General features: G+C 70.8%; 16 protein-coding genes. 7 read left to right on the forward strand and 9 right to left on the reverse strand.

Going from position 1 to position 14,724, the window contains the following annotated elements; all coding sequences use genetic code 11:
* The first annotated feature begins 2 nt into the window (after positions 1-2).
* From FKR81_RS13290 to FKR81_RS13315, 6 genes are all read left to right on the forward strand, one after another.
* Complete coding sequence (locus FKR81_RS13290; RefSeq protein WP_146351630.1) at positions 3-842, forward strand: helix-turn-helix domain-containing protein; 840 nt, start codon at positions 3-5, stop codon at positions 840-842.
* A gap of 122 nt (positions 843-964) precedes the next feature.
* Positions 965-1,573, forward strand: a complete 609-nt coding sequence (pgsA, locus tag FKR81_RS13295; RefSeq protein ID WP_146351633.1) for a phosphatidylinositol phosphate synthase — start codon at positions 965-967, stop codon at positions 1,571-1,573.
* Positions 1,570-2,481, forward strand: a complete 912-nt coding sequence (locus FKR81_RS13300; RefSeq protein ID WP_146351635.1) for a phosphatidylinositol mannoside acyltransferase — start codon at positions 1,570-1,572, stop codon at positions 2,479-2,481. Before pgsA ends, FKR81_RS13300 begins: the two co-directional genes overlap by 4 nt.
* On the forward strand, positions 2,478-3,605 hold the full coding sequence (locus FKR81_RS13305; RefSeq protein ID WP_146351637.1) for a glycosyltransferase family 4 protein: 1,128 nt from the start codon (positions 2,478-2,480) through the stop codon (positions 3,603-3,605). Before FKR81_RS13300 ends, FKR81_RS13305 begins: the two co-directional genes overlap by 4 nt.
* Positions 3,602-4,555, forward strand: a complete 954-nt coding sequence (locus FKR81_RS13310) for an NUDIX hydrolase (protein WP_146351639.1) — start codon at positions 3,602-3,604, stop codon at positions 4,553-4,555. The genes FKR81_RS13305 and FKR81_RS13310 overlap by 4 nt, the downstream gene beginning before the upstream one ends.
* Positions 4,556-4,587: 32 nt before the next feature.
* Entirely contained in the window at positions 4,588-4,893 is a 306-nt protein-coding gene (locus FKR81_RS13315) for a hypothetical protein (protein WP_146351641.1), read from the forward strand.
* A 4-nt stretch (positions 4,894-4,897) separates the two neighbouring features.
* On the opposite strand, the gene FKR81_RS13320 is transcribed toward FKR81_RS13315, so the two are convergent.
* The 8 genes from FKR81_RS13320 to FKR81_RS13360 all read right to left on the reverse strand — a co-directional run bounded on the left by FKR81_RS13320 (position 4,898) and on the right by FKR81_RS13360 (position 13,149).
* A complete protein-coding gene (locus FKR81_RS13320) occupies positions 4,898-5,779 on the reverse strand; it encodes a glycoside hydrolase domain-containing protein (protein WP_146351643.1) in 882 nt (293 codons plus the stop codon).
* Between the two features lie 27 nt (positions 5,780-5,806).
* Positions 5,807-7,000: a M20/M25/M40 family metallo-hydrolase gene (locus FKR81_RS13325; RefSeq protein WP_146351645.1), complete on the reverse strand. Its 1,194-nt coding sequence runs from the start codon at positions 6,998-7,000 to the stop codon at positions 5,807-5,809.
* On the reverse strand, positions 6,997-8,193 hold the full coding sequence (locus tag FKR81_RS13330) for a hypothetical protein (protein WP_235921517.1): 1,197 nt from the start codon (positions 8,191-8,193) through the stop codon (positions 6,997-6,999). Before FKR81_RS13330 ends, FKR81_RS13325 begins: the two co-directional genes overlap by 4 nt.
* A gap of 10 nt (positions 8,194-8,203) precedes the next feature.
* Positions 8,204-9,556: a hypothetical protein gene (locus tag FKR81_RS13335; RefSeq protein WP_146351647.1), complete on the reverse strand. Its 1,353-nt coding sequence runs from the start codon at positions 9,554-9,556 to the stop codon at positions 8,204-8,206.
* Complete coding sequence (locus tag FKR81_RS13340; RefSeq protein WP_146351649.1) at positions 9,553-10,002, reverse strand: hypothetical protein; 450 nt, start codon at positions 10,000-10,002, stop codon at positions 9,553-9,555. Before FKR81_RS13340 ends, FKR81_RS13335 begins: the two co-directional genes overlap by 4 nt.
* Positions 9,999-11,321: a hypothetical protein gene (locus FKR81_RS13345; RefSeq protein ID WP_146351651.1), complete on the reverse strand. Its 1,323-nt coding sequence runs from the start codon at positions 11,319-11,321 to the stop codon at positions 9,999-10,001. Before FKR81_RS13345 ends, FKR81_RS13340 begins: the two co-directional genes overlap by 4 nt.
* A gap of 115 nt (positions 11,322-11,436) precedes the next feature.
* Complete coding sequence (locus FKR81_RS43555; protein WP_186762953.1) at positions 11,437-12,090, reverse strand: hypothetical protein; 654 nt, start codon at positions 12,088-12,090, stop codon at positions 11,437-11,439.
* A 12-nt stretch (positions 12,091-12,102) separates the two neighbouring features.
* Positions 12,103-13,149 (reverse strand): hypothetical protein, encoded by a 1,047-nt coding sequence (locus FKR81_RS13360; protein ID WP_186762954.1) that lies wholly within the window; start codon positions 13,147-13,149, stop codon positions 12,103-12,105.
* A gap of 216 nt (positions 13,150-13,365) precedes the next feature.
* On the opposite strand from FKR81_RS13360, the gene FKR81_RS13370 reads away from it, so the two are divergent.
* Entirely contained in the window at positions 13,366-13,731 is a 366-nt protein-coding gene (locus FKR81_RS13370; protein ID WP_146351659.1) for a helix-turn-helix domain-containing protein, read from the forward strand.
* Here FKR81_RS13370 and FKR81_RS13375 read toward each other — a convergent pair.
* Positions 13,728-14,720, reverse strand: coding sequence for a TIGR03842 family LLM class F420-dependent oxidoreductase (locus FKR81_RS13375; RefSeq protein ID WP_146351661.1), 993 nt, complete (start codon positions 14,718-14,720; stop codon positions 13,728-13,730). The two genes, FKR81_RS13370 and FKR81_RS13375, sit on opposite strands and share 4 nt — an antisense overlap.
* Between the last annotated feature and the right edge of the window lie 4 nt (positions 14,721-14,724).

The raw sequence follows: 14,724 nt of genomic DNA on the forward strand, positions 1-14,724 counted from the left end.
ACATGACCGCACCCGAACGTTCGCGATTAGCGAGAGAACGGCTGTCGCGAGAGTTACGTCGGCTGCGCACCGAGGCGAAGATGACCGGCACGGCGACCGCTCGTGCCACCGGGATGAGCCAGTCCAAGCTGTCGAAGATCGAGAACGGCATGCTGCTCCCGTCGGTGACCGACGTCGAGCGCCTGGTCGCGGAACTCGCCGCGACCAGGGAGACGAGGGTCGAACTGGTCGAACTCGCCAGATCACTGCACGCCGAGGCGGAAACCCGTCGCGTCGTGCTGCACCGAGGTGCGCACCGGCATCAGCAAACGATCAGCCGCGTAGAGGCGCGGGCAGCCACGAGCAGGTTCTTCCAGACCAACCTCGTACCGTCGCTCCTGCAGAGCGAGAGCTACTTGCGGGTCGTGCTCGCCACGATGCCGCCGCAGGAGCAGGAGGCAGCCGTCGCCGCACTGCGCATCCGCCGCGCCAGGCTCGACGACCTCGCCAAGCAGTTCGTGTTCCTCGTCACCGAAAGCGCGCTGCGCTGGAGGATGGGGTCCGCCGAGCTGATGTGCGAGCAGATCGATCACCTAGCAGCAACACTCCGCCGCCCCAACGTCCGGCTCGGTGTCGTGCCGTGGACCGCGGACGCCAACATCGTGGCGCTGCACGGGTTCCACGTCTACGACGAAAGGGTCGTGACGGTGAGCGTGCTCACCGGCAACGCCACGATCACGGATCCGCTCGACGTCCGCGAGTACCTGAGCCTGTTCGGCAGGCTCGAACGGCTCGCGGTGCGCGGTGAGGAGCTGCAAGGGCTCCTCGGCCGGATCTCGGAGGATCACCGGCGTCTCGGCTGAGCAGCGTTCCGCTCCTCCTTCCTGACGGCGCGAGGCCACAGCCTCGCGGGAGGGGCCGAATGCTCGGTTCGCCGGAGTCGCGGGTCGGGGGAAACAGCAGCCCAGCTAGGCTGCGGTTCGCCATGCTGAACATCTTCGCTCGTGAATCGGTCTCGCGCGTCACCGACCCGATCGGGGCGTGGCTGGTCGCACGCGGCCTCACGCCGAACGCGGTGACCGTCGCCGGCTCCGCCGCCGCCGTCGGCTGCGCCGTGTGGTTCCTGCCGCGCGGGCAGCTGTTCCTGGGTTCCGCGCTGGTGACCGCCTGCGTGCTGCTCGACCTCATCGACGGCGCCATGGCCAGAGCGCAGGGCGGTGGGACGAAGTTCGGTGCGGTGCTCGACGCGACCTGCGACCGGATCGTCGACGGTGCCGTCTACTGCTCCCTGATGTGGTTCGCGTTCGCCTCCGGCGACAAGGCGACCGCGTTCGCCGGGTGCATCGTGGTCGTCGGTGCCGAGGTCATCTCGTACGTGAAGGCGCGCGCCGAGGCGTCCGGTCTCAACGCGGACGGTGGTCTCGCCGAACGCGCGGAGCGCTTCATCATCGCCCTGGTCGGAGCCGGGTTCCAGGACCTCGGCGTGCCGCACCTGCTGGCCATCTCGATGTGGATCCTCGCCGTGCTGGTCGTCGTCACGATCATCCAGCGCCTGGTCTCCGTCCGCAGGTCCGCGCGGGAGGTCGGTCCATGAGCCTCGCGACGCTCGGGTACGCGGCCGGCTGGCGCGTGGTCCGGATGCTGCCGGAGAGCTGGGCGCGCGGCCTGTTCCGCTTCGGTGCCGATCACGCGGCTCGGCGCGGCGGTCCGAGCGTGCAGCAGCTGCGCGCGAACCTGCGCCGCGTGGTGCCGCAGGCGGGCGAGGAGGAGCTGGACGACCTCGTCCGCGAGTCGCTGCGCTCGTACGCGCGCTACTGGTGCGAGGCGTTCCGCCTGCCGTCGATGGACCTCGACGCCGTCTACGAGTCGTGCGACGCGCTGGTCACCGGCCAGGAGAACCTCGACGCCGCGCTGGCCGACGGTGCGGGCGCGGTCGTCGCGCTGCCGCACAGCGGCAACTGGGACATGGCGGGCGTGTGGCTCGTCGGGCACTCCGGCACGTTCACGACGGTCGCCGAGCGGCTCAAGCCCGAGTCGCTGTACCGCCGTTTCGTCGAGTTCCGCGAGACGCTGGGCTTCGAGGTGCTGCCGTTGAACGGCGGCGACCGCCCGCCGGCCGCGGTGCTGGCCGAGCGCCTGCGCGCGAACCGCGTGGTGTGCCTGCTGGGCGACCGCGACCTGACGTCGAGCGGTGTGCCGGTGACGTTCTTCGGCGAGCAGACCCTGATGCCCGCCGGCCCCGCGCACCTGGCGGCGACGACCGGCGCCGCGCTGTTGCCCGTCGGGTGCTGGTTCACCAGGGACGGCTGGGGTTTCCGCATCCACCCGCCGATCCGCGTCACGAGCACCGCGGGCGTCGCGGGCGCCACGCAGGCACTCGCGGACGTGTTCGCCGCCGACATCGCCACGCACCCCGCGGACTGGCACATGCTGCAGAAGCTGTGGCTCGCCGACCTGCCCGAGTCACGACGCCGCGCACTGGCACGGAGGCGCGCCTCGTGAAGGTCGGCATCGTCTGCCCGTACTCCCTCGATGTTCCCGGCGGGGTGCAGGCGCACGTGATCGACCTGGCACGGGCGCTGATCTCGCTGGGGCACACGGTCGACGTGCTGGCGCCCGCCGACGACGAGCAGCAGCTGCCGTCGTTCGTGACGCCCGCCGGTCGCGCGGTCGCGATCCGGTACAACGGTTCCGTGGCGCGGCTTTCGTTCGGCCCGGTGTCCTACGCGCGCGTGCGCCGCTGGATCGCCGAGCACGACTTCGACGTGCTGCACCTGCACGAGCCGACCGCGCCGTCACTGGCCTTCCTCGCGCTGGTGGTCGCGGACGGGCCGATCGTGGCCACCTTCCACACGTCCACCCAGCGCTCGAAGATGCTGTCCGCGTTCCAGGGCGTGCTGCAGCCGTTCCTGGAGAAGATCACCGCGCGGATCGCGGTGTCCGCACTGGCGCGCCGCGTGCAGGTCGAGCACCTCGGTGGCGACGCGGTCGAGATCCCCAACGGCGTGGACGTCGGGTTCTTCACCGGCGCCGCTCCGCTGGAGGGCTATCCGCGCGCCGGTCGGACGGTCGGGTTCGTCGGCCGGTTCACCGAGCCCCGCAAGGGGATGCCGGTGCTGCTGGAGGCGTTCCGCACGCTGGCCGCGGAGATGCCGGAGCTGCGGCTGCTGGTCGTGGGCCGCGGGGACTCGGACGAGCTGCTGTCGTCGGCGGGTACTGAGCTGGCGTCGCGGATCGACCTGCTGGGCCAGGTGTCCGACGAGGAGAAGGCGCGGGTGCTGCGCAGCGTCGACGTCTACTGCGCGCCCAACACCGGTGGCGAGAGCTTCGGGATCATCCTGACCGAGGCGATGGCCGCGGGTGCCGCCGTCGCGGCGAGCGACATCGACGCGTTCCGGCGGGTGCTGGACGACGGCAAGGCGGGCGTGCTGTTCCCCGTCGGCGACTCGGCCGCGCTGGCCTCCGGGTTGCGGGAGTTGTTGCAGGACGAGCAACGCCGGCTCGATCTCGTGGAGAACGCGCGGCAGCGGGTGCAGTCGTTCGACTGGTCCGTCGTGGCGGGCCAGGTGTTGCGCGTGTACGACTCGGCCATGGCGGCCAACCCGCGGCGGGTGGGCCAGGCGTGATCCCCACCCTGATCACCGTGCTGGGCCTGGCCGTGCTGATCGGCCCGTGGCTGCTGAGCATCGCGAACCGGCTCGACCGCCTGCACGTGCGCACCGATGCCGCCTGGGCGGCCTTGGACGCCGCGCTCGCCCGGCGTGCCGTGGTCACGCGCGCCCTGCTGGACCAGGGGCTTTCGCTGGTCGCTGATCGGGCCGAGAGCTCCCCGCGGGTGGCGCGGGAGTCGGCCGAGAACGACCTCAGCCGGGCCTTGGGCGCCGTTGATCGTTCGTCCCTGCCACCCGCGCTGGCCGCGGAGCTGGCGGATGCGGAGCAGCGGGTGGTGCTGGCGCGGCGCGTGCACAACGACGCGGTGCGCGACACGCTGGTGCAGCGACGCCGGCGCGTGGTGCGGTGGCTGAAGCTGTCCGGCACCGCGCCCCAGCCGTCCTACTTCGAGATCGCCGAGCCGGTCGAGGAGGTCGCGGCCGCCGCGATCACGCCCCGGCCGTCCGCGCGGATCGTCCTGACGGACGCTTCCGGGCGCGTGTTGTTGTTCCAGGGGCATGATCCGGCGCGGCCGCAGGAGCTCTTCTGGTTCACCGTGGGTGGCGGGGTCGAGCAGGGGGAGTCGCTGCCCGACGCCGCGCTGCGCGAGGCGTTCGAGGAGACCGGGCTTTCGCTGTCACCGGACCAGCTCGTCGGTCCGGTGTGGCGGCGGCGCGCGGTGTTCAGCTTCGACGGCGAGACCTTCGACGCCGAGGAGTGGTTCTTCCACGCCGCCGTCGACGCGCACGAGGTCGACACCTCGGGGTTCAACGCGGTCGAGCTGGCGACGGTCAAGCAGTACCGGTGGTGGAGCGCCGCCGACCTCTCGTCCACTGAGGACACCATCTATCCCCGGCAGCTGGCGGAGTTCCTGCCGTCCCTCGTGGACGGGTCGTGGGATGGAAGGATCCGCACGGTTCGCTAGATCATCCGTGCCCCACGAGGCATGCTTGGTCCATGACCGACATCCCCGACGCCGAGCTCGCCGAGATCGAGCGGCGCGCCTCGGCCGCGCTCGCCCACGCACCGCTGCCGTGGGTCGACTTCCTCGAGGGCCGCGACGCCTTCAGCGGGAGCAGCTTCGTGCGCCTCGACGCTGAAGGCGACCTCGACCTCGACCTGTACGTCGACGTGACCGGCACGCCGTCGGCGACTCCGGCCGCCCGCCTCGACGCGCTCGTCGAGTTCGTCGCGCACGCCCCCGCTGATGTGCAGCGGCTCGTCGCGGAGGTGCGGCGTTTGCGCGGCGCACCTCCGGCGTGACCGGTCAGGCGGCGAGTTCGGCGCTGAGGGCGTCGGCGATCTCCTCGGCTGTCAGACCGGTGGGGAGCAGTGGTGCCAGTGCTTTCGCGAGCACGGACACGTCTGCCGCGCCGGTGGCGAGATCGCGCAGCGCGTCGACGACCTTCGCCTCGCTGTGGGTGATCGCCCCGTCGAACGCCTCCTCGTCGGGCTCGTCCGACTCCTCTTCCTCTTCCTCCTCTTCGCCGTCACCCACGATCTGCTGGAGCAGCTCGATCGCCTCGCGGATGCGCTCGTGCTCCTCGTTGACCTCCTCGCGCTCGGCGTCGTGCTGGCCCCAGTCGTCGGTGAGGACCTCGTTGACGTCGCACTGCACGCCGCCGACGTGGGGCTGCGGCGAGGCCTGCTGGTAGAGGTGCCTGCCGTCGAAGTACCGCACCGGCGTGCCGGACCAGGCGCGGCACTGCCAGAACCAGGTGGCCACGCCCTCGTCGGCGGCGCGCGCGACCACGTCGTGCTCGCCGTACACACCGACGTTCTCGACGCCGAGCACGTCGCTCGCCCCGCGCAGGTACTCCATGGCGGCCACGAACTCGTGCTCGTGCACGACGTCCTGGTCCACCGCGAAGTAGATCGGACGGTCCTCGGGGAAGCCGATGGCGTCGGCGTGGTCGCGCGCGATGCGCGCGGCGGCCTGGCCGCCGTCGAACCCCGCGCGCCAGTCGCCCGCGGTGTGCTCGTAGACCAGTGCCATCCCGAGCTCGTGCTCGGTGAAGTCGGCGAGCTCCTCCGCCGTGGTGCACTTCCTGTTGTTCGGGAAGCCGATGTAGCGGACGGCGCCGCCGTAGCCGTCCGCGGCGATGGCGGCCGCTCCCGGAAATCCCGCTGAGTAGTCGAGAACCTGCATGGTCTTGTCCTTCCCCCTGTTGTGCGATCAACTGGCCAGCTCGTGCAGCAGCGCCGTGGCGGTGTCGACACCACGGGCGAAAGCGCGCAGCGAGAGGCGTTCGTTCGGCGCGTGCATGCGGTCGTCGGGGAGCGCGAAACCCAGCAGCAGCACCGGGATGCCGCGTTCGGCGAAGCGGCCGACCACCGGGATGGTGCCCCCGGACCTGGTCAGCGCGGGGGAGCGCCCGAACCCCCGCCGGCAGGCCCGCACGGCCGCGCGCACCGCCCACCCGTCAGTGTCCAGCGTGACCGGCACCGCGGAAGCCTTGCGGCGCAAAGTGATCCGCACACCGGACCGGGTGCGTTCGCGGAAGAAGCGCCGCACCTCCCGTTCGACCGCCTCCGGCCGCTGACCGGCACCGAGCCGGATGTCCAGCGCCGCGAACGCCCGCGCGGGCACCACCCCGGCACCGGTGCCCGCCCGCAACGCGGTGACGGTCAGAGCCGGCCCCCGCGTGTGGTCGCGGGCCGGCCGCAGCACCGGGTGCTCACCCAGAGCGGCGAGCAACCGGGACAGCTCGAGCGCGGGCTGGGCGACCGCGCCGCCGTACGAGCCCGCGTGCAGGTCGGTGTCCGCGCCGCGGGCCAGCACGGTCAGCTTCACCGTGCCGCGCAACGAGATCGTCAACGCGGGCACGTCCGGGGCGGCCATCCTGGTGTCGCTGATGACGACCAGGTCCGGGCGCGTCCGGTCGAGGAAACCGGCCGTGTGCACGCTGCCGATCTCCTCCTCCCCGTCGAACACGTACCGCACGCTCACCGGCAGTCGTCCCGCGGTGCGCAGCCAGCTCTCGGCCGCGGCGACGTGCGTCAGCAGCTGCCCCTTGTTGTCGGAGGTTCCCCTGCCCACCAGAAGGTCCCCGACCCGCGTCGGGTGGAACGGCGGGGAGTCCCACTCCCTCAACGGCCCCGGCGGCTGCACGTCGTAGTGCCCGTAGACGAGCACCCTGGCGTGCCGGTCACCGGCCACCACGAGCGGATGGCCGCCGGTGCAGACCATCCGCGCACCGGTCAGCCCGGCCCGCCGCAGCCTGCCGGTCAGCCACACCGCGGCACGACGCACGTCCGCGCGGTGCGCGGGATCCGCGCTGACGCTGGGGATGGCCGCGAGGTCGGCGACGTCCTGCACGAACCGTCGCCGGTGCCTCGCCGCGTATCCCAGCGCCCGCGCGAGACTCATCGCTTGTGCCCGTTGGCGGTCGCCAGCCCGCTGCCCTTGTAGACGCCGAGCCCACCGCGCTGCGAGTACGCGGGCCGCTCGGAGGCGGGCGTCGCCACACCGGCCGGACGGTGCTGGTCCCACGGCAGGACGCGTTCGGTCTCGGTGCGTTCCGCCACCCGCAGCGACTGCGCGGAGGTGATCCACTCCTCGGCCGGTTCCGCGGCTTCCAGCAGCAGCGTCTCGAACTCCGCACGGGTCGACTCCAGCAGGTGCGGACCGGCGAGCCAGCGCAGCACCTGCCGTCCGGTGACACCCATCCGCTGACGAGGCGACGTGACGAGCCGCTCGTCGAAGTAGCGGATCAGGACCTCGTCCACGACGTCCCACGCGTTGGCCGCGCCGAACAGGTCCTTGACGTCGTCGGCGTTGAGGATCTTGAAGGCCTCCTCCAGCAGCTGCATGACCTCGACGCGCAACACGTTGAGGTGACCGTAGGAGGTGAACTTCAGGTTGTTGCGGAGGTCCAGCCCGGCCCTGCGGACGACGGCGATGCTGCCGAAGCTCGGGTCGTAGGACCGCGCCCGGATCACGTCCGAGATCCGCTTGTCCCGCCAGAACAACGCGATCTGGTTGTTCAGGTGCACGAACAGCCGGTGGAAGTCGGTGTTCGGCCGCGAGTTCGCCGCGCCGGATCCCTTGCCGTAGCCCAGGATCCGCCGGTACGCGCCGATCCGGTCGCGCTTGGTGTACCGCAGCACGTCGCGCCGGTCGAACTTGTACAGCCCGAACGCGCCCACGCCGTCGGACAGCCGGATCGAACCGCCCTGGAACAGCTCCTGCAGCTTCTGCACCACGCGGAACACGCCGATCCGCTCGTGCTGGTACAGGTAGTACAGGTCGCCGACCGCGTAGATCCGTTCGGACGCGACGTTCTCGTCGTAGCTCTCCACCCCGCGCGGCAGGCTGGTCTGGCCGAGCGTCGCGGCGGCTTCCGGCCCGATGCCGACGAGCTGGCCGAGACCTCCGTCCGGTACGGCGGGCTTGGCCCGCTCGGCCGTCTCGACGCTCTCCAGCATGTCGTCGATCTGCCGGATGAGCGAGTCCGCGAGCTGCGGGTTGACCGTGAGCTCGCCGGCCAGCTTGTTGGCGACCTGCCCGCGCAGTGCCGCCACCCGGTCGAAGAGCTCCTTGTACTCCTTCTCGGTTGCCATCTCGATCCCCCTACTTGCCGGACCGCTTGGCGCGCGACCGCGGTGTGTTCGGTGTGGACAGTTCCGCCTTGAGCCGCGCGACCAGCTCGTCGAGCTGGCCGTCGGACAGCTTCGCGGACCCGTTGGACTGCGGGACGACGTCGTCCTCGTGGTGCACGTTCTCGGCGATCCGGACGATCTCCTGCAGGTCGTCGTGCAGCTCGTCGATCGCCACCTGCACGCGCCTGCTGAAGAACCCGGCCGGGAGCGTGTTGCGGAAGCTCACCGTGTCGTCCTCTGCAGGGACCGGGGTGGTGCGCCTCGGCAACGCCCGCACCAGTCGCTCGAGCCTCCTCGCGACGAAGACGAACGCGTTGTCCACGCCGTCCTTGCCCAGCTCGGCCATCTTCTTGCCGTCGTTGAGCGCGAACTCGTGCACCCAGCGGGTCAGTCCGCCGAGGGTGATCGACCCGCCGAGCTGCGCGGGAACCGGCACCCTGAGCACCTCGCGCTCACCCGCGGTGATCATCACCGAGTCGAGCGCCACCCACAGCTCGTCCACCTGCGCGGCGGTCGCGGCGAGCAGCTGCGACAACGCGATCAGCGCGGGCCCGAAGAAGCCGTTGTCGTTGTCCGGGTCGAACGGGTCGATCTTGCGCTTGACCCGCGTCCACCCGTCGTACAGCCCGACGTTCCAGTCCACCAGCGTGATGAACGAGGTCTGCACCCGCTCTTCCTCGATGGTGTTGACCAGCCGGGAGATCATGCCGAACTCGTCCCGCAGCCTGCCGAGGTGGCCGCCGACGTTCTCGTCGGTGATGACGTCCGGTTCACCTTCGCCACCGCGCGGCGGGTCCAGCAGCATGTCGAACAGCTGGTCCACCTTCGGCACCCTGATCAACGGGCTCTCGAACTCGCGCAGCAGCGCCTGCATGTCCTCGCGGACGAGACTGCGGAAACCCTCGGCGTCCTGCGGGTCGAAGTCCACCCGCAGCGGCGTCAGCGAGTCCAGCAGCGTCAGCGAGTCCTTCACCGCCGTCCGCGCGCGGGCGGCGAGCGACGCCTGACCCCCGGTCACCGCACCGAGATCGGCCTGCACCGCGTAACCACGCGGCCTCCAGTTCGCTTGCGTGTGCCCCTCGACCTGGGTGAGCTCGAAGCTCCCCGCCAGCGCCGCCGCGAACCCCTTGGCATCGCCCGGACGGAACTTCCAGCCCAGCACACTGCTGATCGCGTCGCTGGCCAGCCTGCCGAGCTCGCCCTCGCCGCGTTCCGTCGACGACGACGAGATCGTGCCGACGTCCCTGGTGAGGATCGGGAACGCCGCGTCGATGTCGTGCGGGTTCTCGAGTGCGGCGCCGCGATCGGGCTCTTTGCTTGTCATCGTGTTCCTCCCCCTTCGTCTGTGATCTCGCGCCAGCACCTCATCAGCGCGTCGCACACGGCCTGCATCGGCTCGGCGCACCTGGCTCCGCTGGAGATGACCGAACCGGCCCAGCCGCGCCACTCCGGTCCGTGGCCCCTGATGCCGGTCAGCAGGTCGCTGACCGCGAGGTAGGACCGCATGCGCTCCTCGTACCGCCTGCGCAGCGCCTCCAGCTCGACCGCCGCGCGGTAGACGTTCTCCGGACAGGGCCCGGAGTCGAGCGTCCGCAACGCACTGTCCAACCAGGACAGACCGTCCGAGATCGTGTCGCTCACGTCGTCGGCGACGGCCAGTCCGCAACCGGCGGGCCGGTCCTCGGTGACCGTGACGATCAGCTCCCGCCACGAGTCGTGCAACCGGGCGACGGCCTCGCGCAGCAACGGGACCTCGGTCCGCACGCTCATCGCGACCTCCTCCCCAGCTCCGTGAAGAAGTTGCGCATCAACCGGTCCGGGCTCGCCAGCCCGCGTTCCACCGCGGTGCGCACGGCGCTGATCAGGAACCGCTCGGGCAGCACACCGGGGTCGACGCCCTCGGCGAGCCTGCCCGCCGCCTCCTCGATCATCACCTGCTCCTTCGGTTCGAAGCGCAGCACCGTCATCAGCGTGCGGTGCCCCAGCGACGGGAACTCCGTGCGGCACAACGCGTCCACCACGAGCGGTACCGCGGTGCGCGCGGTCTGCAGCAGCGGCCGCGGGATGTCCGATCCCCGCGTGTCCGGGTAGAGCGCGCGCCACGTGCGCCGGTACTGCTCGGCCTCCTCGGGAAAACCCATGCGCCGCAACAGCTCGACGGACAGGAACGCGCGCAGGTACGGCGTCGGGTGGACGCCGCCGGGCAGGTAGCCCAACGTCTGGCGCCGCGAGCGGCCCACCACGTCGAACAGCGACCCGACCGTGCCCGGACCACCGAGCAGCAGCCCGGCGAGGTCCGCGAAGATCTCGCGATTCCACCGGGTCCACGTGCTCGCGACCGACCGCGGCAACCCCGCGCCGAGCAACCGCTCGGCGATCCGCACCGGCACCACCTTCTGCAGCCCGAGGTCGTTCTGCAGGTTGTGGCTCACCTCGTGCAGGATCGCGCCGAGCGTCCACGGGTTCAGCAACCGGTGGTACGGCAGCTGGATCAGCGCGAACGGGTTGAGCTGCCGCCCGATCTTGCTCAGCCGGATCCCGCGCCGATAGGTGGCGGGGGAGAAGCCGGTGCGCATGTAGGCGAACGGTGGCGGCGCCGGAACCGACTTCGCCACGCCCACACCGAGGTACGCGTACTGGTAGCAGTCCAGTGCGATGCGGTCGCACGCCACCAGCCACGGCGCGAACGACGACTGGCGTTGCCCGAACAGCTCCAGGTAGAAGTCCCAGACCTGCTCGGTGGCGCGCACCCAGTCGTGCGCCTTCGACTTCAGCTCCAGCAGTGCCGTGACCCGTTCCCTGCTGGGGTCGTCGGCGGCGGCCTCGGCGGTGTCCTTCAGCTCCGCGATGACCCTGCCGAGCGGTGTGCGGAGCGTGCCGAGCAGTGCGTTGACCGCCTGGACGTGGCCCCGGCTCGGCCCGGTGGCCGGGTCGCCGAACTCGTCGACGCGAAACGGGCGCAGCCCGGCCCGGTGCCGGGTGACGTTCTGCGCCTGGCTGAGCACCCAGGTGCGCAGGTGTTCCGACGGGACGGCGCCGCGCGCCGGTCCGGTCCGGCGTGCCTGCGGCGCGAGGAGCTCAGCGACCATGTCGACGCCTGCCGGCGACACTGGCGCGGCGCGCGGCCCCGCCGCAGCGGCGGCGTTGCGGCGTGCGGTAACCGCCGGACTGGGTGGTGGTGCGGCGGCCGCCGGTGGTGCGGCGCTAGTGCCTGCGGTTGAGCTGGTTCGTCGCGCGCACCGCGTCCGACTTGCCCGCGCCCAGCGTGTCGGCCATGTTCTTGCCGAACGTGCCGATGGCCCGGCGCGCGCTGATGTCCTTGCCGTCGGCCCACTGCCCGGCCAGGTCACCCGCGGTCTTCAGCACCGCGGACGGCACGGCCTTCACCAGCTGGCGGGTCTCCGGCCGGTTCCACAGCTGGCGGCCGACCTTCGCGACCCCCTTGATCAGCTGCGGCCCGAACTTCCTGATCACCGGCATCGCCTTGGGCAGCACCTTCGCGGCCAGCGGGATCAGCGCGCCGAGGAACGCCTCGGCCTCCGCCTCGCTCTCCGCGTTCGCGGCCTGGGTGGCGAAGTGGGCCATCAGCTCGGCGTCGCGGGCGATCCCGAGCCTGCTCGCGCGCAGGTTCGGATCCGCGAAGTCCTCGAACTCGAACTCCAGCTCGTCTTCGAACTCGAGCTCGTCCTCGTCTTCGAACTCCAGCTCGCGGACCAGTCCCTCGAACTCGCCCTCCCACTCGTGCTCGCCCTCGCACTCGTCCTCGAGCTCCAGCTCGTCCTCGAACTCGCCTTCCCACTCGAACTCGAGCTCGTCCTCCAGCTCGCCGTCGATGGTCGGGTACCTGTTGCGGCTCATGCGTTCCCCCTCCTAGAACTCGTTCTGCGCCACCGTGCGGACGCTCGCGGTGCGTCCGGCGGGTACGGCTCCCTTGGGCACCTTGACGTGCGAGACGACGCGGACGAGCCGCGAGCCGTTCGGCCCCGGAACCCGGATCGGCGTCGTGACCTGGACGGTCGAGCGGCCCGGTTGCTTCGCGACCGCGCCCGGCACGACCGGCGCGCGCAGCGGTCCCGGATAGGTCGCGACCATGCCGAGCTGACGGGCCTTGCGCACCCCGCGCACGTGCTTGGTGAGCGCCTGCTGCGTGGCGCGCGGGTCGGCGAACACCCGCGTGGCGTGCGCTCCCATGGCGTGGCCGACGACCTGGCGGGTCAGCGGCTGCCCGGTGCGGGCGTACTTCGTCAGCGTCTTCGCCGTGCTGTCCACGATGGACGGGACGACACCGGTGTACGGGCGGGTGGCCTTGTTGCGGTGCAACAGCTCGGCGAGCACCGACGCGCCGCACACGAGGTCCGCGTGCACCTGCCGCAGCGCGCGGCGGTCCGGCCTGGCGAGCAACGTGCTCGTGGCCGCGCCGACCAGTGCCTCGGCCTCGCTCTCCGACTCGCTCCGCGCGGCGCTCGCGGCGAACGCCTCGGCCTGGGCGCGGCTCGCGCTGACCGGCCGGGTCATCTCCTCCTCGAACTCGGCCTCGTCTTCGAGCTCGCTCTCCAGCAACGACCCGATCGCCTTGCCCGCGATTCCACCCAGCGGACCGCCGAGCGCCGTGCCGATCATGGGGGCGGCGATCTTCGCGAACGGACGCAGCACCTTCAGTCCGCGTCCGGCGAGCCTGCCGACCTTGCGCAGGCCGCGGCCGATCTTCTTGAAGAACTCCTCGCCTTCGTCCTCGAGCTCCAGCTCGTCCTCGAACTCGTACTCGGCCTCGTACTCGCCCTGTCCGATCAGGGCTTCGAGTTCGTCTTCGAACTCGCTCTCGTACTCGCCTTCGAGCTCCTCCTCGGCCTCCAGCTCGTCCTCGCCTTCACCCAGGACGGTGCCGAGGAACTCCTCGTATTCCATCTGTCGGTTCATTTCGCAGCTCCTGTTCCCTGGACTGGGAACATTCACCCGCACGCCCTGACCTGGGAAAAGTCACACATTCCCCTGCGGTGCGATCGCGCTACTGCACACGTGTGTCACACGTATCGGGGACGCGGCGAATGGCGGATTGCGCAACTCTGGTTACTGGAACCTTGCGCGTTTCGTCCGGGGGGACGGGTTCCGCACACGCCAGGGGAGGGCGTTTTCATGGATCCACAAGGGGTGATGGAGGACGACCGGGTCAGAGCGCTGCTGCGCGCGCTGGTGCGGCGAGTGCACGAGCTGGGGCCGTCGGGAGGGGTGCCGCTGCTCGACACCGAGGAGCTGGGCGTCCGCTGCTTGCTGCTGCCGATGAATCCGGAACCGGTCGACGTGCTCAGTCCACGTGAGCGGGAAATAGCGAGGATGGTGGGGTTGGGGCACACGAACAAGATGATCGCGGCCGTGCTGGAGATCAGCCTCTACACGGTCTCGACGCACCTGCGCCGGATCTTCGCGAAGCTGGACGTGTCGACCAGGGCGGCCATGGTCGCCGTGCTGTCCGACAACCACGGCCTGCCCAAGTCGGGCTAGACGTTGGGGATCACGCTGCTGCCGTAGGCGTCCCGCGTCTTGTCCTTCTCGTCGTGCATCAGGTACAGCGCGAAGTTGTCGACACCGATCTCCCGCAGCTCCTGCAAGCGGTCCACATGCGCTTGCTCGGGCCCGACGAGGCAGAACCGGTCGACGATCTCGTCCGGCACGAAGTCGGTCGACGGGTTGCCCGCCTTGCCGTGGTGCGCGTAGTCGTAGCCCTCGCGTCCCTTGATGTAGTCGGTCAGCGCCTTCGGCACGACACCGGAGTCGCCGTACCGCGACACGAGATCCGCGACGTGGTTGCCGACCATGCCGCCGAACCACCGCAGCTGGTCGCGCTGGTGCGCGAGATCCGTGCCGACGTACGCGGGCGCCGCCACGCACATCGTGATCGCCGAGGGATCCCGGCCGGCGTCGGCGGCGGCGGCACGGACCGAGCCGATGGTCCACCGGGCGATGTCCGGGTCCGCGGTCTGCAGGATGAAGCCGTCGGCCTGCTCACCGACCATCTTCAGCGCCTTGGGACCGTACGCGGCCATCCAGATCTCGAGCTTTCCGTTGCGCACCCACGGGATGCGCACGGGAGCGCCGTGGTGCTCCACCTCGCGCCCCTCGGCCAGCTCCTTGATCACGTGCATGGCCGATCCGAGCGTGGCCAGTGACGCGGGCTTCTGGCCGATCACCCGCCGCGCCGAGTCGCCGCGCCCGATGCCGCACACGGTGCGGTTGCCGAACATGTCGTTCAACGTGGCGAAGAGCGATGCCGTCACCGACCAGTCGCGGGTGGACGGGTTGGTGACCATCGGCCCGACGACCAGCGACGACGTGGCCGCCAGCACCTGCGAGTAGATGACGAACGGCTCCTGCCACAGCACGCACGAGTCGAACGTCCAGCCGTAGCGGAAACCGCAGTCCTCGGCGGCTTTGAGGCCCGCCACCACGTCCGACGCGGGCGGGTCGGTCTGCAGTACGACTCCGAAGTCCACGAGC

Origin of the sequence: Lentzea tibetensis, from assembly GCF_007845675.1 — a bacterium.
GTDB classification, from domain to species: Bacteria; Actinomycetota; Actinomycetes; order Mycobacteriales; family Pseudonocardiaceae; genus Lentzea; species Lentzea tibetensis.